General features: G+C 57.2%; 15 protein-coding genes and 1 pseudogene. 4 read left to right on the top strand and 12 right to left on the bottom strand.

Annotation, left to right across the window (positions count from 1 at the left end):
- Positions 1 to 41: 41 nt before the first annotated feature.
- Positions 42 to 2,741 carry a DUF3616 domain-containing protein gene (locus tag NJC38_RS18765; RefSeq protein ID WP_253116464.1) on the top strand — a complete coding sequence of 900 codons (2,700 nt, stop codon included), beginning with the start codon at positions 42 to 44 and terminating at the stop codon, positions 2,739 to 2,741.
- 386 nt (positions 2,742 to 3,127) lie between these two features.
- Here the strand turns inward: NJC38_RS18765 and NJC38_RS18760 are convergent, their stop codons facing one another.
- Together NJC38_RS18760 and NJC38_RS18755 are read right to left on the bottom strand one after the other, a co-directional pair.
- Positions 3,128 to 4,000 (bottom strand): DUF4214 domain-containing protein, encoded by an 873-nt coding sequence (locus tag NJC38_RS18760; protein ID WP_253116462.1) that lies wholly within the window; start codon positions 3,998 to 4,000, stop codon positions 3,128 to 3,130.
- Between the two features lie 161 nt (positions 4,001 to 4,161).
- A complete protein-coding gene (locus NJC38_RS18755; protein WP_253116461.1) occupies positions 4,162 to 6,348 on the bottom strand; it encodes a methyltransferase domain-containing protein in 2,187 nt (728 codons plus the stop codon).
- 645 nt (positions 6,349 to 6,993) lie between these two features.
- On the opposite strand from NJC38_RS18755, the gene NJC38_RS18750 reads away from it, so the two are divergent.
- Positions 6,994 to 9,006: a DUF4214 domain-containing protein gene (locus NJC38_RS18750; RefSeq protein ID WP_253116459.1), complete on the top strand. Its 2,013-nt coding sequence runs from the start codon at positions 6,994 to 6,996 to the stop codon at positions 9,004 to 9,006.
- 210 nt (positions 9,007 to 9,216) lie between these two features.
- On the opposite strand, the gene NJC38_RS18745 is transcribed toward NJC38_RS18750, so the two are convergent.
- The 8 genes and pseudogenes from NJC38_RS18745 to NJC38_RS18710 all read right to left on the bottom strand — a co-directional run bounded on the left by NJC38_RS18745 (position 9,217) and on the right by NJC38_RS18710 (position 15,254).
- The gene (locus tag NJC38_RS18745) at positions 9,217 to 9,480 is read right to left on the bottom strand and encodes a DUF3077 domain-containing protein (protein WP_253116457.1); all 264 of its coding nucleotides are present in this window, start codon (positions 9,478 to 9,480) and stop codon (positions 9,217 to 9,219) included.
- A 292-nt stretch (positions 9,481 to 9,772) separates the two neighbouring features.
- Complete coding sequence (locus NJC38_RS18740) at positions 9,773 to 9,988, bottom strand: hypothetical protein (RefSeq protein WP_253116455.1); 216 nt, start codon at positions 9,986 to 9,988, stop codon at positions 9,773 to 9,775.
- A 68-nt stretch (positions 9,989 to 10,056) separates the two neighbouring features.
- Positions 10,057 to 10,515 (bottom strand): transposase, encoded by a 459-nt coding sequence (locus NJC38_RS18735; RefSeq protein WP_253116453.1) that lies wholly within the window; start codon positions 10,513 to 10,515, stop codon positions 10,057 to 10,059.
- A 374-nt stretch (positions 10,516 to 10,889) separates the two neighbouring features.
- Positions 10,890 to 11,180: an addiction module antidote protein gene (locus NJC38_RS18730; protein WP_253116557.1), complete on the bottom strand. Its 291-nt coding sequence runs from the start codon at positions 11,178 to 11,180 to the stop codon at positions 10,890 to 10,892.
- 84 nt (positions 11,181 to 11,264) lie between these two features.
- A pseudogene (locus NJC38_RS18725) lies at positions 11,265 to 11,915 on the bottom strand (replication initiation protein); the annotation flags it as partial.
- Entirely contained in the window at positions 11,912 to 12,853 is a 942-nt protein-coding gene (locus NJC38_RS18720; protein WP_253116451.1) for a hypothetical protein, read from the bottom strand. The pseudogene NJC38_RS18725 and the gene NJC38_RS18720, both read right to left, overlap by 4 nt.
- A gap of 27 nt (positions 12,854 to 12,880) precedes the next feature.
- Entirely contained in the window at positions 12,881 to 13,990 is a 1,110-nt protein-coding gene (locus tag NJC38_RS18715) for a replication initiator protein A (RefSeq protein WP_253116449.1), read from the bottom strand.
- Positions 13,991 to 14,696: 706 nt separating this feature from the next.
- A complete protein-coding gene (locus NJC38_RS18710) occupies positions 14,697 to 15,254 on the bottom strand; it encodes a hypothetical protein (RefSeq protein WP_253116447.1) in 558 nt (185 codons plus the stop codon).
- 181 nt (positions 15,255 to 15,435) lie between these two features.
- On the opposite strand from NJC38_RS18710, the gene NJC38_RS18705 reads away from it, so the two are divergent.
- A complete protein-coding gene (locus NJC38_RS18705) occupies positions 15,436 to 16,977 on the top strand; it encodes a class I SAM-dependent methyltransferase (protein ID WP_253116446.1) in 1,542 nt (513 codons plus the stop codon).
- A 183-nt stretch (positions 16,978 to 17,160) separates the two neighbouring features.
- The gene (locus NJC38_RS18700) at positions 17,161 to 17,922 is read left to right on the top strand and encodes a SapC family protein (RefSeq protein WP_253116444.1); all 762 of its coding nucleotides are present in this window, start codon (positions 17,161 to 17,163) and stop codon (positions 17,920 to 17,922) included.
- A 123-nt stretch (positions 17,923 to 18,045) separates the two neighbouring features.
- On the opposite strand, the gene NJC38_RS18695 is transcribed toward NJC38_RS18700, so the two are convergent.
- Positions 18,046 to 20,313, bottom strand: a complete 2,268-nt coding sequence (locus tag NJC38_RS18695; RefSeq protein ID WP_253116442.1) for a DUF4214 domain-containing protein — start codon at positions 20,311 to 20,313, stop codon at positions 18,046 to 18,048.
- A gap of 365 nt (positions 20,314 to 20,678) precedes the next feature.
- On the bottom strand, positions 20,679 to 22,262 hold the full coding sequence (locus NJC38_RS18690) for a glycosyltransferase family 4 protein (RefSeq protein ID WP_253116440.1): 1,584 nt from the start codon (positions 22,260 to 22,262) through the stop codon (positions 20,679 to 20,681).
- Positions 22,263 to 22,437: the final 175 nt, after the last annotated feature.

Here is a 22,437-nt window from a genome sequence, read left to right as displayed (position 1 = left end):
CTAGGGTCGCGTATCCCATTTGATACAGAGCCTGACCCACCATGGCCACCACCCAAGAATCGATCACCGCCTATTACAAAAACATCCTGGGCCGTGAGCCGGACGCCGCCGGTCTTGCCTATTGGACCGCGCAAGTCGAGTCAGGCGGCAAAAAGCTGGCCGATCTGGTGACCAGCTTCACCACTTCCACCGAGTCAGTGACGACAGTACAGCCGATCATCGCCTTGTATCAGGCTGCGTTCGGGCGTACGCCGGACAGTGCGGGCCTGCAGTTCTGGACCCAACAGGTACGCGGTGGAGCTTCGCTCAATGACATCACCCAATCGTTCGCCCAATCCACCGAGTTCGCCAGCGTGTCCGCCGGCTCAGCGACCCAATTGGTCGCCAGCCTCTACCAGAACACCCTGGGCCGTGCCCCGGATGCCGCGGGGCTGGCCTACTGGAGCGCACAACTGAGCAACGGCGGCAGCGTTTCGAACCTGCTCACATCGTTTACCACTTCGGCCGAAGGGCAGAGTGTGACCAGCGAAAAGGCCCAAGTCGTACTGGCCTACCAGGGAGTGATCGGCCGCTCCCCAACCAATACCGAAATCACTAGCGCCTTGCAGTCCAAGGGCTCGCAGAACACTGCAGAGCTGGTCAACAACCTGGCCGACAATCTGATTACCAACGGCGACCCGACCACGGCACCGACGACACCCACCACTCCGACAACCCCCACGCCACCGATCACACCCGTCACCCCGGTCCCCCCTCCGGCCCCGCAACCCACCGAGTTCATCTTCAAGCCCAAAGCCGGCAGTACCTTCGGCTCGTCCGACGCCTCGGGGGTGGTGAGCTGGGGCAACTACCTGATCGTTGGCGATGACGAAGCCAACGTGGTGCGCGTGTATGAGAAAAACGGCGGCGCCGCGATCAGCGAATTCGACTACGGCTCGGCGCTGGGGCTTTCCGGTGAAATGGACTTCGAGGCCATGACCCTGGTGGGCGATACCCTGTACCTGACCGGCTCGCACAGCAACAACAAAAAAGGCGAAGAAGCCGCCGGCCGTGAGGTCATCACCAGCCTGAAAGTCACCAGCGTCGACGGCAAGCCGACCTTCGCCGTCAGCAACGACAAATACACCGGCCTGGTCGCCGCATTGAGCGCCTGGGACGCAGCCGGCGGCAACGGCAAAGCGGCGGGCTACTACGGCTTTGCGACCTCGGCAGGTCCTGGCATTGCGCCGGAAAACACCAATGGTTTCTCTATCGAGGGCATGACCACCTCCACAGACGACAGCGCATTGTGGCTGGGCTTTCGTGCCCCGCAGTTGAATAACGCCACCCGTGACAAGGCGCTGCTCATCGCGGTCAGCAACTATAAGCAAGTGCTGACCGATAACACCAAGACCCCGGTGTTCGAAGCCATTGAACTGAACCTCGGCGGGCGCGGCATTCGTTCCATCGACAAGGCCACTGACGGCAGCGGCTACCTGATCATTGCCGGCCCGGCCGGCAGCGCCAGCGCAGACGTACCGAACGACTTCCGCCTGTACACCTGGGATGGCAACGCCACCCATCAGCCGGTTGAACTGGACAACAACCTCGATGCCCTGCTCAAGGCCACCGGCGGCAGCTTTGAGTCCATCGCCTCACCGACCAGCATCAAGGCCGGCACGCAGATCCTGCTGCTGCAAGACAATGGCGACACCGTATGGGACGGCCAGAGCAAAGTCTCCAAAGACCTGGCCCCTGCCGACCAGCAATTCAAAGGCAACCTGGTGAGCATCGGCAACCCGGTCACCGACACCGCAGCCCCCAAGCTGGTCGCCAGCACACCGGCCAACAGCGCCACAGACGTCTCGAAAAGCACCGCCAGCATTACCCTGACCTTCGACGAGGGCGTAGCGCTGGGCAGTGGCAAAATCGTGCTCAAGGACGGCAGCGGTACCACGGTGCAAACCTTCGACAGCAGCAGCGCGGGAGTAAAAGTCGACTACAACACTGTGACCCTCACCCCGACCGCCAAACTCGTGGCCAACACCCAGTACACGGTAGAGTTGCAAGACAAAGCCATCACCGACCACGCCAGCAATGCCATCGCCAAACAGAGCGTGACCTTCAAGACCGGAGAAGTGCCGCACTACAACCTGCTGATCAGCGAAGTGTCGTCCAACTCCAGCGGCGGCGACTTTATCGAGCTGTACAACTACGGCAGCAGCACCCTGGACCTGTCCAACTGGAAGTTCACCGACTCAGGCGACAAGACCTTCGCCAAGGCGGTATCGCTGGGCAGCGATCTGAAAATCGAAGCCGGCAAGACCCTGGTTATTGCCTCGCTCAAAAGCGCCGAGTTCAATGCCTTTGTCACGGCCTGGGGTTTGGCAGGCAAAACCAACGTCATCAGCGTCGACGGCCCCGGCCTGGGCAAAGGCGACGGCGTGGTGCTCTACGATCAGAACGGTAACGTGGCGACAGGCTTCAACTACGGCACCTCAGCCTTCGACGCCGACGGAACCGCCATCACCACGTCAAAGATCACCAGCGGTACGGTCAAAGCCAGCAGCCATGCAGGCGTGGCCTTTGGCGGTTCGAAAGACGGCTACAGCGCCGTCTGGGATCAGGCCTCCACCAACGACCCGCACTACACCTACGCCAAGGCCGGCACTCAGGGCGCCTATGCCCAGGCGGGGGATGCCAACTCCATCGGCTCACCGGGCGTTGAAATCGTCCTGACCGGACAACAGCTGGTGGTCTGAGCGGGACTCACAGCTAGCGCTGCTCTTATCAAACAAGACCACAACTCGTTGATTTTCAAGGAATACCCCGTAGGAGCGGCTTCAGCCGCGAAGGCTTCCCGGCTAAAGCGGATCGCCGCCCGGCCGGTCCTACGGGGTAATGCCGATCAGTTAAGCGATTATCCGGCTCAACTCGGTCCCGGTGGGAGGGAGCTAGCCGGGATGCCGGACCACCCCGAAAGGGCCAGTTAAACCGACACATTTGCTGTGAATGTACCGCAGCATTCGTCGGCTGAGCCAACTCCCACCAGACCGTGTTGGCCTTAACTGATCGGCATTAGTCCTACGGGGCTCCGTGTTGACTGCAGCCGTATCGGCGTTTCGTGGCTGAAGCGGGGCTTCGCCGGTCAACCCAACCAGATCCCGTCCTTGGTCGCTGCCGAGGTATTGGCCATGTTCTCGTTACTCTCGGCAAATGCCATAAGAATCTGGTGGCTGCTCTGGCCGTTGGCCGCGGCGTTGGTCCAGTACGCCAGCCCCGTGGCATCGGGCGCACGGTGCAACACGTTCTTGTAGTAGTTATTGAGCATCGAAGGCGTGTCGCCGGACGGATTGAGCTGGCGGAACTCATTGCTTTGCACAAAGCCCAGCGCCACTTCCGCCATACTCGTGCCCTGATCCACTTTGCTAACCCAATATTTCAGGCCGCCGGTGTCGGGCTTGCGGTCAAAGGCCGCTTGATAAAGGCGATAAACCGACCCGGTGGTTTCACCGGCCTTGACGTCCAGGGCCAGGGTGCCGTCGAAGAACGTCAGGCGCTCTATGCCATTCATCGTATCGGTCTTGTACGGTGCCTTGAGCATGTAGCCGCTACCGCTGGCCGCAACCGTCACGTAACTGCGGTTAGCGTCGACCATGATCGTGTCCAGCCCGGCACCACCGTAGAAGTCATCGTTACCCGGCGTCACGAAGAACGTGTCATTGCCCCATGAACCCACGAACCGGTCACTGCCATTGAACGCGTTGAACAACGCATTGAAGTTAGTGCTGGTGATGGAAGCGCTAAGCCCCGAAAAAGTCAGATAAGGAACGTTGTCCAAGAAATAGGTCGCGCTGGAAACCCGCCCATAACCACTGGAAGAAAAGAACCCATTGATCGCCACCGAGTAAGGGCCGTCGCTGGCCACAATGCTGGAGCTGGTCACCCCGGTAACCACAACGTTGTCGAAGGAGTCGAGGAAACTCGGGGCAAAGGGTTGATGGTAGGTAATGGTTGCCACAAGTGAGTCCTTTCAAAACAAATAGACGATGTGCAAACAACGAGCGCTGTCAGAGGTGGCGCATTGTAATCATCTGCTTACAATATTGTTACTTCTCCGACATAAGGCCGTCAGCCATCTAATGCGAGAGGCCGACGGCGTAACAAGTTGAGCGCATGCACTCAGTTCGGCAACACCTTGCCCGCCAACGCTGTCACAGCCGTCTCGTCCATCGGGCCTTTACTCGCCACCACCCACAAATCCAGCCCTCGCAGGCGGCGCTTGCCCGCGCTGATGGCAAACCCGGCAGCCTGCAGCGCCTGGCTCAAGGTCTTGAGGGTAAAGCCACACTTGTGCGCCATGTAATGGTTACCCGCCGCAATCGCGGCGCCGTGTCCGTAGAGAATGTCCAGCGGCGTGATCGGCCCGGCGGGTGACACATAGGCCGCGTCGTTAAGCTTGTCTTCGGCCGCCAACTGACACACCGTCTGCAGATCCGGACAAGTCACCACCAGAAAACCGTCCGGCTTGAGCACACGCAAAAACTCCTTGAGCACCTGCGGCACTTCGTGGGCATAGACATGCTCGATGTTATGCGACGAATACAGCGCATCCACACTGGCATCGGCCACCGCAGCCATGTCCAGCATCGAACCGATGATGTCGGGTTCATTGGCCGGGTCGATGTCCAGGCGAATCTCCTGCCACTCGCGGCCCTCAAAGGCTGCTGGCAGTTTTGCGCCATTACTGCGATGACCTGGTCCAACATGAAGAATGGTTCGGGCGTTGTTCATAAGTTGCGCGGTTTCCTCGGCCCCGACACGCTGGTACAGCGCAATCAGGGACGCTTCAAATTGTTGGGTAAAACCAGCTACGTCCATCAGGGCCGAGGCCTGCATGCGCTTGCGCAAGCCACTGCGCAGCTCGACCAGCCGCTGAGGATCATTCGCCAACGCCACAGCGATACGCACATAGTCCTGCGCATCTCGAGCCCCCAAATCCGGCAGGCCAATCTGGTTCAAAAAGGCAAACGTCTGGCGACTCACTACCCGGCCTTGCGGCAGGGTCACCACCGGCACGCCCATCCACAACGCCTCGCAGCTGGTCAGCCCGCCGGTAAAAGGGAACGGGTCCAGGGCGATATCGATATCGGCGTATTCGCGCAGCAGGTCGGCATGAAAACTCGGCCCGCGCAACTCGATACGCTCGGCCGCAATGCCCCGTGCTACAAAAGCCTCAGTCACTGACTGACGAAAGACTTCGTCGTTGAACGTGCGCCACTTCAACACCAGCCGAGACTGCGGCACACCCGCCAGCACCTTGGCCCACACATCGAATACATCATCGTTGAGCTTGGCGGTGTTATTGAAGCAACCGAAGGTGATGTGCCCCTTGTGCTTGAACGCCGACGGCGCTTCAGGCGGCGCCCAGGGCACCGGCTGATAGTAAAAACGCCCCACCGGCAAACGCAGCACCGGCTCGACAAACTGCTCCTCAATGCCCGGCGGTGCATGCCACTCATCCAGCAACACGGCATCGATATACGAAAGCCCGGTGCTGGCGAAATAACCCAGCCACGACACCATCACCGGCGCCGGGCGATGGGCAAAAGCCGTCAGGCGCGAGCCCGCCGTGTGACCGGACAAATCCACCAGCACATCAATGCCGTCGGCACGGATCTGCGCGGCCAGCGCAGCATCATCAAGCGCCGCCACATCGCGCAACGTACAGGCCGCCCGAATCGCCTTGTTGACCCAATCGGTCGACGGGGTCGTGCTGTAAGCGAACACCTGCACCTTGCTGGCATCGTGTGCAGCGAACACGTCTTTAACGAACAGACCCACGGTGTGATTACACAGATCGGCACTCACGTAGCCGACCCGCAAGGGGCGGTCTAGCTGCGCCGTAAGGCCCGGCCGGGGACGTGCCCCGCCCGCCTGGGCAATCGCCCACTCACCCCAGGCTTGGGCCTGTTGCAGACGTTCCTGAGGGGTGGCTTGCGGGTTGTATTCCAGCCCCGTCAGGGCATTACGGCGGATCACCGGATGATTCGGCAAATGCAGCAGCAACTCGGCATACATGCGCGCCGCCTTGCCATGCTGCCCCACATCCCGCGCCAGATTGGCCAGGTTGACACTGGCCCGCAGATCGCTGGGTGCAATGCGTTGGGCCTGGGCAAAACAGGCGTAAGCATCACTGAGCAAACCGTGGTTCAACAGCAAAGCGCCAATATCCAGCTGCGCCGCCAGGTCCGCTTGCCAATGCGCCGCAATCTGCTGGCACAGCGCCCGAAACTCGGCAAAGCGCCCGGCCTCGGCATGCTGACGCGCCGGGGTCAGGACGCGGGGGTCAAATCGCGCTGCGGACATAAATGATCGTTCTCCGTCGCCCTGCTCGGTTTGCAGCAAAACGCTGATCGGTTGGCTGGTCTTGGGCTAAATGAAGACGCGTTATCTACAAATATCGAGCAGATAGCCGCATAAATGAGATGGCTATTTAAAGGCAGGCATTGGAGCAGCGAGCTGGGGATTGGTCAAGGTTAGTGGCCTAAGCAGGTAGCCATGCCCGATGCCAGACCACAGCAAATGCGATATACCGGCCTCTTCGCGACCAAGGTCGCTCCTACCGGGTACATAAAGCATTTAACTGAACAGTATTGCGGCTAAAGCCAATCGCCGCCCGGCCGGTCCTACGGGGTAATGCTGATCAGTTAAGGCCAATGCGGTCTTTGTGGGAGGCAGCTCTGCTGGCGACTGCTGCGGCGAGCCAGTAACTAATGTGCTGGTTTTACTGGCCCTGTCGCGGGCAGACCGGGGCGCCGGCCGGCCTCTCCCACTAGAACCAAGCTCGGCCGCAAGATCTCTTAACTGATCGGCATTAGTCCTACGGGGTCCCGTGTTTACTGCACGACAGCGCGGCAGGCGAACTCCCACCAGAAGCAGGAAGAACGCGGCCTAGACCTGTGATAGCTTTCCGCCTTCATTTATGAGCTAGTTTTTCATGGAGATTCAGGGATGGCTGCTGCCGACTATTTTGACCAGGTTCAAAAACTCTACATTGCCTACTTCGGGCGCCCGGCAGACCCCGCAGGTCTGAATTACTGGGCTGCGAACATTGATGCCGCCGGTGGTAACTTCAGCGCTGCCATTGCCGGTTTCGCCGCATCCGCCGAATCACAAGCGCTATACGCTGCAGGTACCACCGCCCAGCTGGTGACCTCGGTCTATATCGCGCTGTTCAACCGCCCGCCAGAAGCCGCCGGCCTGGCGTACTGGGTTTCGCAAATCGACGCCGGCACGATCAGCGGCGCGGGCGCTGCCTACCAGATCCTGACGTCTGCCGGGCCGGGTGATGCCGCAGCCATCGCAAACAAGGTGACGGCCGCCAATGCATTCACCGCAAACATTGATACCAGCGCCGAGCTGGCTGGCTACAGCGGCGCCTCTTCGGCGGCTATCGCCCGCGCCTGGCTGGCCAAGACCGACGCAACGCCCTTCTCCCTCGCTAACCTGCTCAACGGCACAACCCAAGGTGTGGCCGAGGCAACCGGCACCCAGAGCACTCCAACTGCGCCAGCCGGCCCGGCCTTCACGGCCACCAAAGACAATGCCGGCGTAGTGACCTTCACCAACGCCAGCATGGGCGTGTCGGTAACAGAAGCGGCTGGCGTCTTTACTTTTACCAGCAACGGCACCGGCGGCATTGCCGGCACCGCGACCGTTACCGGCCCAATCACTGGCATCGTGCTCACGCCCATGAACGCCACCCTGACGATCGCCGCCAGCCTGGCCGACACCATCACACTGCCAAACGCCAACATCCGGCTTTCGGACACGATTGCGCTGGATTCAGTACTGCTCCAGAGTATCGAGCAGCGCGCTAGTCTTCTGGTCAATGCCACCAGCGTTACAGGTATCACCGGCGCCACAGCGGCGCGGGCGCTTGATCTACTGGTCACCAAAAGCGGCAATAGCGGTGACAAAATCTGGTTCGCATCCAATGTGCCGGTAACGCTGACCAGCACCACTGCCGACGGCACCACACTCGCCTCGATCGACGGGGCAACGACCGGGCTGGTGAACGGCTCGTCGATTACCTCGATCACCAATGCAACCGTCGCCCAGGCCACACAACTGTTGGTGACCGGTGACGGCACCGCGTTCACGCACAATGCGGGCGTGACCGTAGCCCTGACCGATACCAGTGCCAACGCAGCAGCCCTGCAAGCCATCGATGGTAAAACCACTGGCCTGGTCACCGCTGGCAGCCTGACCACCCTCACTGGCAATCTGGCCGACACGCAAACGGTACTGGAGGCCATCACCGCCAACACCGCTCTGTCAGCAGCCAACCTGACCACGGTGACCCTGCAGAACGCGATCACTGCCGCTTCGCTAAACAATGTGGTGTTTGCAAACAACACCACAATCAACCTGGCCAACGTGGCCGGTAACAGCCTGACCCTGCAAGACAGTAGCGTCACATCAGGCAAAACCTTGACCATCAGTGGCCTCGGTGTAACCAGTGCAATCTCGATCGACGCGCGCAATGAAAGTGACGCCCATCTGACCCTTGTGGGTGGATCGGGCAACGACCAGATCACCGTAGGCAAAGCCGGGAATACAGTGACCGGTGGAGGTGGTTCGGACGTGTTCAACATCGTCGTGACCGGAGGTGTTAGTAGCTCAACCGCTACCGCCCTGACGACCATCACCGACTACCGGACAAGCGGTCTCGATACCATCGAAATCAATGGCCTGGTCGCAGTCGCTTCTAACCTGAATAGTGTTCAGGACTTTACTTCGTCCGGCTTCTCCACCCTTACTGAAGTCCTGAATCAGCTGGCCGCCGATAACATCCAAAACAACGGGTTGACCGTGACTATTTTCGGAAATGATACCTACATCTACGTCGAGTCCGATGGTGCCGGCACCTCGTATGCCGCAGGTGACACGGTGATCAAATTAACCGGTAAGCCTTTCGCAGCAAACATCGGCATCGATGGCCTGGGTATCGACAGCGTTTAACCACGCCCGCCTTTGCTCCAGCACCACAAGAACGCTGCGGTCCGAAAGGCCGCGGCGTTTTTTGTTGTACCGGGCCAGACACAGACTCGTGTTGGCCTCGCCTGTACGCCCACCAGAAACTAAAAAACCCCGCTACCTTATCGGGCAGCGGGGTTTGTCCAGCGCTCACAGTACACAACACACACAACACAAAGGACGGGTCTGAAACTGTCAGACCAACAGTTGCTCTTGAGCCTCAACATCGCGGCGCACGACGGGCCACTGGTTGAGCACCTGATCGAGCACCAGGTGCGCCTGGGTGATCAGATGCATGGACGCCATGGCCAAATGACGCGCCGGGCCTTGCAGGTTGTCGGCGCTTTCATAGGCCGTGGCCGTGGCACAGCGCAGCAGCTCCACGGCATGCGCGACACGACATTCGAGGCTTGTAAGAGAGGAATCATCAGGGGGTGGATCCGGGACGATCTTTATCATGGGTATTACTCCTATGAACTCTAATTAAGAGTCGTCACCCATTGCTACCAAACGCCGGGCGGCGACCGTGCACAAGTTGGTAGAACCGGTCATAGGCACCCGGCGCGCCCGAAGGCGCCTCACGCACGGCCGCCATAAACGGCAGGCCGAAAAAACGCCGCCGGAAAAGGTGGCGCCTTGCGCTTATGACATCAGGTCTACCAAACCTGATCGCTGAATTTGCAGCGACGGCGGCAGAGTAGTAGCCGAAGTTCATGGGCACAAGCGGTCGGGATTTTCTCGGAAATGTCCTTCAAGATAAAGGGCGGCGTCTTGCAATCACCGGCGGAAACAGGCCGAAATATCGTGCGATATGGCTGAAATACAATGACTGGAAGATTTCTGTATTTGGCTTGGCGGCCGTTTCAACACTGCGGTTGTGATTTGAAATCCGGTGGGAACGAGCTTGCTCGTGAAGGGGCCATTCCAGACGCTGCATCATTCCGGGGGTCAGGAATACCGCCTTCACGAGCAAGCTCGTTCCCACCAAGATCATTCCCAAAACACACCGCCGCAATGGCCCGAAATGTAGTGGGATCAAAGCCAAACTGCATCCCACAGCGGATAATCCCCTACCCGCTCAACCAACCCCGCTCGTAGCGGGTTGGCGATGATGTAGCGGGCCAAACGCTTCAGGTCCTGTTCACGACGTACACCGGTGTCGTGAAAGCCGACCTGCCACAGTTGCCCTGCGCCACCACGGGCTTTGTTAACCGCAATGGCGCTGCAGGATTTGACCCGCTGCACCACCTGGGCCAGTGACCCGTCGCGCAGCACCAGCAACCAGTGCAAATGGTCTGGCATCACTACCCAAGCCAAGCTATCGGCCAGGCCAAGGGCTTTTGCCTGTCGCAGCTCGGCGACCAGCAGCCGTCCCAGGCACCAGTCGCTGAAAACCGGTACCCGTTCATGCACGGTGGCGGTAATCATGTAGGCATGCCCAATCCCGGAAAAACGTCCTTTGCGCAGACTGTGTGCACGAGATTTACCCGACATGATCTATGCCTCCTGAAGGTGGAGGCTGACCTTATCGGCTGAGTTTGATTTGGGGCGGGTCAGGGTTTGACTGAATTTTTCAGGGAGGTTGGGGCGGCGTGATAGTTACAGCAGATGTAGTGTTCTCACCGACCCCTTCGCGACCAAGGTCGCTCCCACACTGCGGTTGTGATTTGAAATACTGTGGGCACGAGCTTGCTCGTGAAAGCGGCAGAACATGCACAACAGATGCAATGCCCCCACTGGCTCCTTCACGACCAAGGTCGCTCCCACAGTGCGGTTGTGATTTGAAATACTGTGGGAACGAGCTTGCTCGTGAAAGGGCCAAGCCAGACACATAATTATTGGAAGATGAAACACCACTCGGTGAGGGTCTATCGCTCGTACGGCCGAGCAGTCAACTCCACATCCAGCGCACGCATAACCGCCAGCATCGTCTTTAACGTCGGATTGCCCTGATCGCTAAACGACTCATAAAGCAGCTCTCGGGCCAGGCCGGTTTCCTTGACCAACTCGTTCATACCTTTGGCGCGAGCGACCACGCGCATTGCTTTGGCCATATAAGCCGTATCGCCGGTATCGAGCGCATCGGCAATGAACACCGCCATGGCCTCCGGGCCGTCCAGTGCTTGTGCCGGGTCATAAGCAAAAAGCTGTTCGGTCATGCCCTCATAAGGCTCAAAGCGTGGCGTCTCAAGGACAAGCTGAGCCCCGGCAGCGGGCACCTGCTTGTGGCCGATGATGAAATGCAAATGAGTAATCTTTCGGCAGTTTCGTTTGAACTCGTAACGTACCTGCAACGGGCTGTGCTTGTTTATCTGGCTGATGGCAGGCTCAATCACGTACCTGCGCAGGTCAGCCATCAAGGCGTACTTGTCGTTCAGCTGGAGCCATTTGCGCAGGTCTACGAGGGCGATATCTCTGGAGCCGATGCTCGTGTACTGGACCAACATCTCGAACAGCCTGAGGCTGTAAGTGCTGGTCATCCTGGCCACATCAGAAAAGTTGTAACGAGCGAACGGTTCTTTGAGACCGGCCAGGAACGGCAGCATGTCTTTGTTGAAGCGAAGGTCAATGACCCCTTCTTGCTCCCTGTAGACGATGCTCTGCACCCATCTGGCTTCCAGAGTCTTATTGGGTGCCAGCTCAATGCTCACAACCCGCTGGCGCAGCTTGTGCACGGCCTCGTGGAGCTCTTTATAGATCGACTTGCTACACGAGCAAATCACTTTGGCGATGCTGGCGACCGGGACGCTGTAGATCACCTGGTCCGTTACCGGCGAGCCATGATCAATCTGGGCGATGCAGGCCAGAATGATCCGCTGCTCCGCGACTGAGAGCGTGTAAGACGCCTCGATGAGCGCGTTGGATTTACAGATTTCTTCGTGGGGTATTTTCATAGGCTCGGGGACGAGCCAGCTTTCATGTTCTTGATCCACTGCGGACCGGGATAAAGCGTCACGCGATAATCAATCGGCACAGGGCGGCCACGACCACGAACTGGCGGGAAAACATCTTCAACTGCAAAGCAAGTCAGGTAGTGATCCGCCTGCATCCGCTCCAGCTCCTTCCTGATCGCCTGCATGCTGCCCGCCAGCCGAATGTGGCTCAAACCAGCAGCGATCATTTTCATTTCCTGGACGGTGAATTGATAAGGCTTTCTTCCTGAAGCCTCAATGCAATGAATCCGGCGCAGCAGTGCAGCACCCACCGGGCTGTAATGCTTCAAGCGATCAACCGGGCACTGTCGAGAATTGACGTTGAAGATCGACTCAGCAATCAGGGCGTGGAATTTGACGCACCAGATATCGTCTCCATTGTTGCCACCTGCCGTGCTCAACGTATTGCGGCCAAATGCCGAAAGCAGCGTGCCGCGATGCTCCAGCTGTAAATCATCGCCATACGAAAGCATCATCACCGTGCTGGAAAGCACATCCAACGCCTGGCGGATCTGCGTATTGCTCATCGTGCTACCCATGGCTTTGAGCTGCCGACCCAAAGCGTTGATGGTGAAGTTGACAGAGGACGACGTGTCGCCATTAGCCATCTGCTCTTGAAGGGCCGCATGCTGAATCAGCGACTGTTCGACCAGTTGCTCCTTCACACCAGGGTAGCGGCGCATCGGTTTGCTGGTTTTCGTCGGATAAAACGTGCCGGGGACCAGCGTAAGCCTCGCCGCTCGGCCGTTGACCCGGAAATCGACACTGTGATCGTTTGGGACCTGACCATCCTTGCTGTTCAAATGCTCGGCAGCAAACCTGGGCAGTGGCTGCGCAGGCTCGTTACCGAAGAAATCCAGAACGGCCGAAGGCTGACTGGTGGCTGTAATTGCTCCCATTGTTCCTCCACCGTACACAGCTTGAACCTATCCAGCGTCTGACACTGACTCGCACGCTTGCAGAGCCTCAACCACTGGAGCGCCTTCATTTTTGGGGAAATAGGTCATACGCAGCAGCGGCCCCATCTTCCCCGGCTTCTCTTCCAGCGTGTACTCAGGCAAGCATTGAGCCTTGATGAGCTTTCTCAATATGCGATAGAACTCATTGATTGTGCCCAGACTGCCGCTGCGCTCGTAGAGGGTCTTGAAACCCCATTCAGCCATGTCCTGACCTGCCGCCTTGCGGGCCAACCGGTAAATGAAACGCCCCACTCCCTGGCTGATCGAGAAGTAATCCGAATGGACGACCAGTACGTCGGGGTTACAGGCCGAAGTAATTTCAGCGTACATCCAGTCGTTTATGCCGATCTCGATAGACTCGACTTTACTGTTCTTGGGATTGCTGACAACCCGGTATGAGGAAATAAGATTTTCCCCGAAATTATGTGTTTTTAAAACATCGCCAACTTTATAAGTTCGCTTGACACTGATATGGGTGCTGTTCAATCGTTGCAGGGCTTCAATTATTTTTGTACGTTGACTTCCGCCATCACCTTTTTTGCAGACGTGCAATACATCACACATATTAAGTTTGATGATGGGGTCAGGCTTGTAGTTCGTTTTTCCTGCACGATATAAATTCATTAACTCGCAGAGTTGGGACAGCCCTATCAATACAAGGTCATAATCCCAGATCGTTGCCATACCATAGAGACCGGATGCCACTCTTACATGACCATCGGGTAATTGATAATGAATGATCGTACTGGCTTGGGTGTCCTTTCTGGACAAACGATAAAGCATCAAGTCCATGAGCATGCGATGGTCACGCATGCTGGTTTCATAGCCTTGGGGAATGATGGTACGCACCTTCACGTCGGGGCAGAATCTGATGCGTTTTGTTGTTGGCTCGGCGGTGCTCGATATGCGTCGGCTGCGGTTGGCAGCGGCTGACGCAGGCTCGTCAGGGGGCGTGTCACTTGGCATCGAGTCAACATGGCCTGCTGCCACTCCGGTTGCAGACTCTTCCGGCGTGCGGTTTTGCGATCTCCTGGATTGGATCAGCGCGATGCGGCGAGCGTGCGAATTGGGCGGCATGGTGGGTCTCGTGCTGACACGCTCGGCGGGGTCTGGAAGGGTTGCAATGGTAAGGGTGATGGCAAATCAGAAAAATCAGAAAGGTGCTTTGTTATTGATAGGAAAGTTGGACTGCCAATTAGGTTTTATTCTAAAGGCATGTAGGATATTTCTATTTTTATAAATAATTACCGCAGAATCAGCGCTGTGTAGCCCTCCGCGTAGCAGAACAGGTGGGTTGATCCCACTTGTCACTGAAAACAACCTGCGGCTAACCGGTTTTGGCGCCGAAACCTTTTAGATTTTTATTTAAAAACCATTTAAAACCATTTAGCGCTTGTGGATAACTCTACAGCCCTTGAAAGACGTGGCCTTGCGGGAATAATGAGCCTGTGGATGAATGTGCAAAGTACGGAATTTCATGTGCAAGGTACGGAATTCTATGTGCAAGGTACGGAATTCCGTGTGCAAAGTACCGGATTCAGCTTGTCTGATGTGTAAAGTACGGAAATGGCATTATTTAAGCGACATGCTATTTTTTAATGGTTGAAAACGTCCGATCTAGAGCGGTTTTCTTGTTTTGAAACGCAGGCAAGCGGCTTCTCACACACTTGTTTATCCACAGGCACACCATCAGCCATTCTCAGCCTTGAGAGCAGCCAAACGACAAGCATGCTGCAGCAGCATGCCCGCACTTGCTGCGTCTCAAGTAGCCCTGGTCAAAACCTCAATGCACCGTAGCATTCACCCAGCGCACCTCACCCGGCGCACTCTCGGCAATCCACTCTGGCCATACATCCAGCGTCCATTCGGCCTTGCCACACAGCAAATGCAGAATCGCCAGCCACTGGCGCAGATCCTGTTGGGCCAACAACAGCGAGGCCTTCAACTCACCGCACTTGAACACCAGCCCCAGCACATCCGGGGTACGCAGCAGGTCGACACTGTCGATCAGCCACTGGCTACCGGCAGGCAACGGCACCTGGTCAGGCACCTGAACCGGCGCGGCGCCCTGAGACGCCAGCTGCGCCACAGCAGCCTGTTGAGCGAAGCTTTGCACCGCCTCGGTGTGGTAATCCGGCCCAGCACCCTCAGAAGCAGGCTGAAGCCACTGCACCAGCGCCGGGATGACTCGCTTGATCATGCGCTGGCTCACCCACAGCACCAGCGGCTCGCCATTGGCCAGCTCACCGACCAGCCGCAAGCGGTCCTGGATCTCGTCGAACTCCGTGGTCATGCGTTGAAGGGCTAACGCTTCAATGGTCTGTACGGCGTCTTGGGTCACGGGTGGCTCCGGTCGAATGAGGGGATGATTTCCCTTACATGGCTACGAAGCGGCTCGTAATCAACCTGTTGCAACGCCAAGCAACGGAAAATAAGCACGAAAACGACTTTTTTCTTGTAGGCAAGTTCCTCTGCCTCTATAAGAAAAACCCTTACCAACACGATACAAAAGGACATGATTCATGAGCAGTACCTGGAACGAAGGCTACTTTACGGACGTTGGCTACACCTACGGCTATTACCGGGAAATCAACCCGGTTTTCCAGCGTTTCTGCTTGTTATTACGTGGCTTCGCTCCAGTTGAAAGCACCAATCCTGTGCACTGCGAGCTGGGCTTCGGCCAAGGCGTGTCGATCAATATCCACGCCGCTGCCAACCCTGGCAGCTATGTAGGTACGGACTTCAATCCAGCACAGGCTGCTCATGCCAACAGCTTGGCTGCCAGTTACGATAAGAACCCGCGTCTGTATGACGACAGCTTCGAACAGCTGCTGGCCCGGGATGACCTGCCGCAGTTCGACAGCATCAGCCTGCATGGTATCTGGACATGGGTGAGTCGTGATCATCACAAGCAAATCGTCGAGTTTGTACGTCGGCATCTGAAGCCGGGAGGCGTGCTGTACAACAGCTATAACTGTTTTCCAGGCTGGTCGCCAGCAGCCCCACTGCGTCAGCTATTCAGCTTGCATGATCGGTTCATGCCTCACTCAAGTGACCACTCGGCACGAGTAGAAAAGGCGCTCAATTTTTCAGAGTCATTGCTGGCCGCCAATCCGATTTACGCTAAGTCGATACCAGGTCTTGACGAAAAGCTGAAAAAAATCATGGGGCAGGATCGCCATTACGTGGCCCATGAATACTTCAATCGTGAATGGAACTGCATGTACTTTACTGATGTGGTAGATGCGTTGTCTCCAGCGAAAGTAGACTATACGGGCAGTGCTGTTCCTTTCGATACAGTGGACGCCATCAATTTGAGTGCGGAGGGGCAAGCCTTCTTGAGCACAATTGATAACCCAATCATGCGAGAGCAGATTCGGGACTATTTTGTAAATCAACAATTCAGAAAAGATATTTTCACCAAGGGTGCGACACGGCTCTCCTCAGCAGAGCAAGTTTCGCGTGTGCTTGAAACGCGTTTTGTATTACTTAAGCCGATCGATGAAATCAGCTCTAAAGTTTCGACGCTTAGCGGCGAAGCCACGCTTCAAGGGGAAATCTATGTTCCCATCATGGAGGCTTTGGCTGCCAAAGGTTATGCACCGAAGACCGTAAGTCAATTGCTGTCAAACGTACCGACACACACCTATCAAGTAATGCTTCAAGCCCTTACGGTGTTGGTCGGTATGGATGCAGTCGCTCCCTGCCATAGCGAAGAAAGCGAGAAACAGGTTCAATCACGCTGCAACCTGCTAAACCAGCACCTTTGCCAGCAATCTGCTTACGAAAGCAAAATCAGCCTTTTGGCGAGCCCGCTCACGGGTGGCGGTGTGGTGGTCGAACGTTTCCAGCAACTTTTCCTGATTGCGCTGCGTCAGGGCAAGAAGCAGCCAGCCGACTGGGCACAGTGGGCATGGCAAACACTCTCGGTCCAGGGACAGCGCCTGTTAAAGGAGGGTAAGCCTCTGGAAACCGCTGAAGAAAATATCGCAGAGCTTACGTTGCAAGCCACTACGTTCGCAGAACGTAAACTGCCCATTCTCAAGGCCCTGCGTATTGCCTGAGAGGCGTACCCGACGGCTGAATATGAGCTGCCCGACACCAGTCGGGTAGCTTTCTCCTTCGCTCAACACTCCCTTCTGCAGTGACGGCTGGCTTAGACTTGGCCACACTCGTGTATTAAACCGCTGCGCTATCACGCGTATTGAATGAACTGCAAAAATCTACTTCTCCCTGGAGCCCTTTGAATGCCGTCTTATATCCCAGTCAGTCACTCTCTCCTTGGCGATAAACGCTGGCGGCCTCATCCGTCCCTGGTCTTCGCCAAAGCCGACAACGTAACCCCCTTGCTGGTCAGTGAAGTGACAATGGCCGCAGAAACGCTGCCTATCGGGTTCATCAAGATCGATGACCAGTTCAGCATGGTGGTGCTGATGGGTATTCGCAGCGGCGAAAACCTTTTGGTCTCCGAAAGCCACCAATGGATTGGCGAGTACATGCCTGTCGCCTATCGCAGCAGCCCTTTCGACCTGCGATTGTTGGATAACGAGAGTGGGCAGCAAGCATTGTGTGTGGATGAAAGCTGCATTACAGAGGCAGATGATCCACAGGGCTATCCATTTTTTACAGCAGAAGGTGAAGTGGCCGAAGCGACAGCCAAAGCGTTTGCACAAGTACAGCAGTTCTATACCAGCCGTCCGCTGACCAACCTGATCAGTGCGAAGCTGGCCGAACACAACTTGCTGACCCCATGGCCGCTAGGGGTGGAGGTGGATGGAGAGCAGATAGCAGTCAATGGACTGTATCAGATCAACGAAAAAGCTCTAAACCAGCTGCCAGACGCTGCCTTTCTGGAATTGCGTCAGTGTTACGCACTGCCCGTGGCTTACGCGCAACTGCTGTCCATGAGCAAGATCAAGTTCCTGGCCGCATTGTTGCAGCAACGTAAAAGAACTGCTGAAGTGCCTGCCAGTGGTGGCAGTGAAACATTCAGTTTTGCCGGGCTTTGACTAACGACGTTTAATGGTTATTAACGTTCGGTCAAATATGAGGTAAAAAAAACCGCTGCCCCGAAAGGCAGCGGTTTTTTATTGGCAACGCCCTTGCGAAGCAAGGGCGTTTCTCAGAAGAGATTAAGCCAGAACGAAGTCAGTAGCGGTCAGGTTAACAGTACCCGACAGTTTAACGACAGCGTCAGTTGCAGCGAAGGTAGCACCAGCGGTGTTGTCAACAACAACGTAGGTGTTGGACTGGAACTGGAAGAACTTGACTTGGCTGTTGGTGCTGCCATCAGCAGCAGCAGCCAGGTCCAGAGCCTGAGCCAGAGTGGTTGCAGTCGACACGTTCACAGCAGTAGCGGTGACAGCAGGAGTACCAGCAACGATGCCAGCAATGTTCAGCTTGTCAGTACCAGCAGTGAAGTCAGTCACGGTGGTCAGGTTAGCAGCAGTAGCCTGGTCCACGCTGGTGAACTTGACAACGTCAGCGCCAGCGCCGGTGGTGATGGTGTCACCGCCTTTACCAACGTTGAAAGTGTCAGCGCCAGCGCCGCCGATCAGGATGTCAGCGAAGTCCGAACCAGTAACGGTCAGCTTGCCAGTGAAAGCCGAAGCGTCGACTTTGGAACCGGTAGCAGTACCAGCAGCCAGAGTCAGAGTCAGGTCGGTAGCACCTTTAACAGTTACAGAGCTGTTGTCGACGTTCTTCAGGCCAACGGTGTTAGCCGAAGTACCGTTAGAGGTCAGACCGATGGTGTTCAGACCGGTCAGGGTCAGACCAGCTACAGTTACGCCAGCAGCGCCAGCTTGACCAGCAACCAGCTCAACAGCGTTGGTGCCAACAGCAGAGGTCAGAACCGAGTTAGTGTTGTTAGCACCGAAGACGACAGTCGAACCAGTACCTACGTTGTTGATGGTCTCAACAGCAGTGTTCAGAGTGAACGACTTGAACGAGGTCAGCTGAGAAGCGTCAACAGTTTGGGCAGAACCCAGACCCAGCGACTCAAAGTTCTTAACAGCGTTCAGTTTGGCGTAGTCAGCAGCAACCAGAGCACCAGCGTTGTTGATGAACAGAGTGTCGTTACCAGCGCCGCCGTCCAGCTGAGAACCAGCGGTCAGGTTAGTCAGGCCAGTGGCAGACAGGGACAGGATGTCGTTGCCAGCGCCGCCAGTGAAGGTGAAGCCAGCAGCCAGAACTGCACCGGAAGCCAGACCAACGTTAACGTTGCCAGTGGCAGTCGAAGCATTGACAGAAGTCAGAGCAGCGGAACCGGTAGCGTCTACAGCAACCTGTACGTTTTTGTCACCAGCTACGTTCAGAGTACGCAGAGCGGCGGTGCCGTTCAGAGCGATAACGCTGTTTGCGCCAGTAGCAGTCAGGTTAGCAGTAGCTACGTTGGCACCAGTCAGAGCAACGGTCTGCACAGCAGCAGCAGTGCCCCAGCCATTCAGAGTGACGTTGGCAGCAGTGTCAGCGGCAGCGGAAGCGATGGTAGTAGTACCAGCAGTACCGGTGAAGCCTTTCAGAGTTACGGCTTGGCCAGCAACAGTGTAAGTAGCGCCAACCGAAACAGGAGCTTCGATAGTCAGACCAGTAGTACCAGCAGCAGCGGTGTAAGCAGTTACAGCGCCGCCGTTGATAGTTACGTTTTCAACGCTGTTCAGAGTTGGGTTGACGAAGCTAGTGTCGCCAGCAGCCAGGAACACTTTCAGAGTGTCAACGCCAGCACCACCATTGATGGTGTCAGCAGCGCTCAGGACCTTGTTGGTACCAGTGTTGTCAGCAACGAAAGTATCGTTGTTCGAAGTACCGGTCAGGGTGTCAACGCCAGTGGTCAGGTTGAAAGTCGAACCAGTACCGCCGTTGGCAACAGCGTTAGCCAGAGCAGAAGCAGCGCCAGCTACAGCAGCAGTAGCGGTAGCGTTGTTCGAGTTAACGGTCTGCAGGAAAGCGCGAGCTACGTCAGCAGCGCCAGTACCCTGGTAGCCCTGGATCTCAGCAGTGGTGTCGATCTGAGCAGTGAACGCTTTAGCAGCGGTCAGCTTGTTCTGAACGGCAGCAGCGTCGCCAGCACCAGCGTTCTGCTGGATGGTCCACGAAGCTTGAGCTTGAGTAACACGACCGGAATCGATCTGAGCAACCCAGAAAGCCAGACCAGCAGGCTCAGGAGCGCGGTTGAAGGCGTTCTGGTAGATGGCAGTTACTTTGTCGATGGTCGACTTGTTGCCGAACAGAGCTTGCGACTCAGCGGAAGCCGAGAAGCCAGCCAGAACTGCAGCGATGCTGCCGTTGGCTTGGTCGATGGTGTTAGCCCAGAAGGCTTGGCCAATTGGGTCAGCTGGACGGCCGAAGTAGGCGATGTACAGTTGTTGTACTTGGTCGAAATAGGTTGCAGCAGCCATTTAAAACTCCAGGTTTCATTATAAAAAAGAAGCTGAAAACTGAAAGGACATCACTGTCCCCTCATCAGCTGCCCAGCACTCCGTGCAGCCTTAGGCGGCACTCTAGCATAGCTATTCGTGCTTCTCAGCTGTTACGGTAGGAAAAATCGCATAGATTTGTAGGAAATTTTACTTGATAGCTTATATCGAGCAATTTGACCCCCTGCGATAGAACCTGCCTATGAAGCGCCGATCATGCTGTTTTGGCATTAATCGGCCATTACTAAGCCAGTATTTCCTACCAGATGTAAAGTTTTTTTTTCTGAGCCAAAAGAGCGGCTTACGCCCGGTTTTTGAGGCCGGGCTTAGCTCTGGCAGACCTATGCTTAGATCTGTTGCAGCAGGATGCCCATGCCGGTCGCAACCTGTTGGGCGCCGCGCAGCAGCAGCGCGTCGTCTAGCTGGCGGGCCGTTGCGACGTTGCGCTCGTCCACCAGAACAGGTTTGCCTGCGGCACGATAGGCCTCGATGTGTTTCAGCGCCGTGACAGGGTCACCGGCAATGGGGCCGGCCACCCACAGCAGGTCGGCCTGCTCCGGGGTCAGCCAGGTGGCCGGGATGCAGCACGGTTGGCTGGCCGGTTGCGGGCGGTTGGCGGGGGTCGGCGCCACTTCGTTCAGCACGGCGGCAAAGGTTTCGGCCTTGGGTGCGCCGTGGCAGGCGATCAGCCGCAGTGGCTCGGGCCGCTCGGTGGCGGGGCCGGCCAGCAAGGCTTCGAGGTGGTCCACTTGCAGGTCGAAGGCAAATGCCTGAATGCGCTCGCGGCTGGCCTGGCCGTGGGCGGCGATCTGCTCGGGGTTTTCGATGTAGTACCCCAGGCGTTCGGCCAGGTCGGCGGCGTCGCCCGGTTCGGCCAGCCAGCCGGTGTGCCCTTCTGCAACCAGTTCGCTGATCCCACCAATGCGCGAGGCCACCACCGGCAGGCCGCTGGCCATGGCTTCGGTGATGGTGACGGGTTGGTTCTCGGGGCAAACCGAGGGCAACACAAACACATGCGCGTCGGCGAAACGCTCTGCAATGCGGCTGTTGGGCATGCGGCCCCAGAACTTCACAGACACGTTGGGGGCGATGCTAGCTATCTTAGCTATATAGCTAGCTAGCTGATGACCATCACCGACCATGTCCAGGTGCACTTTGTCATGGGGCAGACGGGCCACGGCTTCGAGCAATGTGGGCACGCCTTTGTGGTCGCCCATGTAGCCGGTGAAGAGGATCTTCAGGCGTTTTTCAGGGGCAGCGGGTTTGACGTGTTTGAAGCGGCTCAGCTCGATGCCGTTGGCGATCACGTGCATGCGTTCGGCATTGATGCCGTTGGCGATGTACTGGTTGGCCAGGTAGTGGCTGGGCGAAATGAAGTGGTCAACGGCGTCGAGCTGCCAGCGCATGTAGTCCTGGCGCAGGCGTTGCGGGACCAGGGTTTCGTCGATATGGATTTCATGGATGCAGCTGGCGCACTGGGTGCTGTCCTGGCACAGCTGTTTATGACGGGTGATGCGCGTGCTGTTGATGCAAAAGCCCCAGTGGTCGTGCAGAGTCAGGGCCACGCGGATGCCGCGGGCGCGGGCCAGTTGCAGGATGCCCAGTGACAGGCCGACGATGTGGTGGGCATGCAGGACGTCGGGTTGCCATTGCTCGATGAGGTCGAGAAAGATGCGTTCGACCTTGGGGTGGGCAACGTTGTTGCCGGTGGCGGCGAAGTCCAGGCGGCTGAGGCTGATGCGGGTGACGGGCAGGCCATCGACTTCATCGTGGTTGACCGGGTAGCCGGGCAGGTCGGCGCTGTTGTCGCCGGCCAGGACGCGGACTTCGTGGCCACGCTGGGCCAGGGCCACGGCGTGGTGGTGGGCGATGATTTCAGCACCACCGATGACGTGGGGCGGGAAGAAGTTCGAGATGACCAGGACTTTCATTTAAGGCTATGTCTCTTGGGTGTGGGGGCCTGGCGGGTTCGCGGCGGTTCACAGGTTGCTTGTACAACGGTATTACACAGTGACATTGCGCATGGGCCCGGATCCGTAGGAGGGGCTTTAGCCCCGAAGCGGTTGATGCGGTTCGCGGCTGAAGCCGCTCCTACCAGGGTCATGC

Source organism: Pseudomonas sp. 21LCFQ010 (genome assembly GCF_024129905.1).
Lineage (GTDB): Bacteria > Pseudomonadota > Gammaproteobacteria > Pseudomonadales > Pseudomonadaceae > Aquipseudomonas.
The sequence above is the reverse complement of the archived record's forward strand: the minus strand, read 5'-3'. Positions and strand labels throughout refer to the sequence as shown.

What these genes read in the sequence shown, in the direction of transcription:
- NJC38_RS18765 (WP_253116464.1), top strand. Translation starts at nt 42, where the DNA reads ATGGCCACCACCCAAGAATCGATCACCGCCTATTACAAAAACATCCTG.
- NJC38_RS18755 (WP_253116461.1), bottom strand. Translation starts at nt 6,348, where the DNA reads ATGTCCGCAGCGCGATTTGACCCCCGCGTCCTGACCCCGGCGCGTCAG.
- NJC38_RS18750 (WP_253116459.1), top strand. Translation starts at nt 6,994, where the DNA reads ATGGCTGCTGCCGACTATTTTGACCAGGTTCAAAAACTCTACATTGCC.
- NJC38_RS18745 (WP_253116457.1), bottom strand. Translation starts at nt 9,480, where the DNA reads ATGATAAAGATCGTCCCGGATCCACCCCCTGATGATTCCTCTCTTACA.
- NJC38_RS18735 (WP_253116453.1), bottom strand. Translation starts at nt 10,515, where the DNA reads ATGTCGGGTAAATCTCGTGCACACAGTCTGCGCAAAGGACGTTTTTCC.
- NJC38_RS18730 (WP_253116557.1), bottom strand. Translation starts at nt 11,180, where the DNA reads ATGACCGAACAGCTTTTTGCTTATGACCCGGCACAAGCACTGGACGGC.
- NJC38_RS18720 (WP_253116451.1), bottom strand. Translation starts at nt 12,853, where the DNA reads ATGGGAGCAATTACAGCCACCAGTCAGCCTTCGGCCGTTCTGGATTTC.
- NJC38_RS18715 (WP_253116449.1), bottom strand. Translation starts at nt 13,990, where the DNA reads ATGCCGCCCAATTCGCACGCTCGCCGCATCGCGCTGATCCAATCCAGG.
- NJC38_RS18705 (WP_253116446.1), top strand. Translation starts at nt 15,436, where the DNA reads ATGAGCAGTACCTGGAACGAAGGCTACTTTACGGACGTTGGCTACACC.
- NJC38_RS18700 (WP_253116444.1), top strand. Translation starts at nt 17,161, where the DNA reads ATGCCGTCTTATATCCCAGTCAGTCACTCTCTCCTTGGCGATAAACGC.
- NJC38_RS18695 (WP_253116442.1), bottom strand. Translation starts at nt 20,313, where the DNA reads ATGGCTGCTGCAACCTATTTCGACCAAGTACAACAACTGTACATCGCC.
- NJC38_RS18690 (WP_253116440.1), bottom strand. Translation starts at nt 22,262, where the DNA reads ATGAAAGTCCTGGTCATCTCGAACTTCTTCCCGCCCCACGTCATCGGT.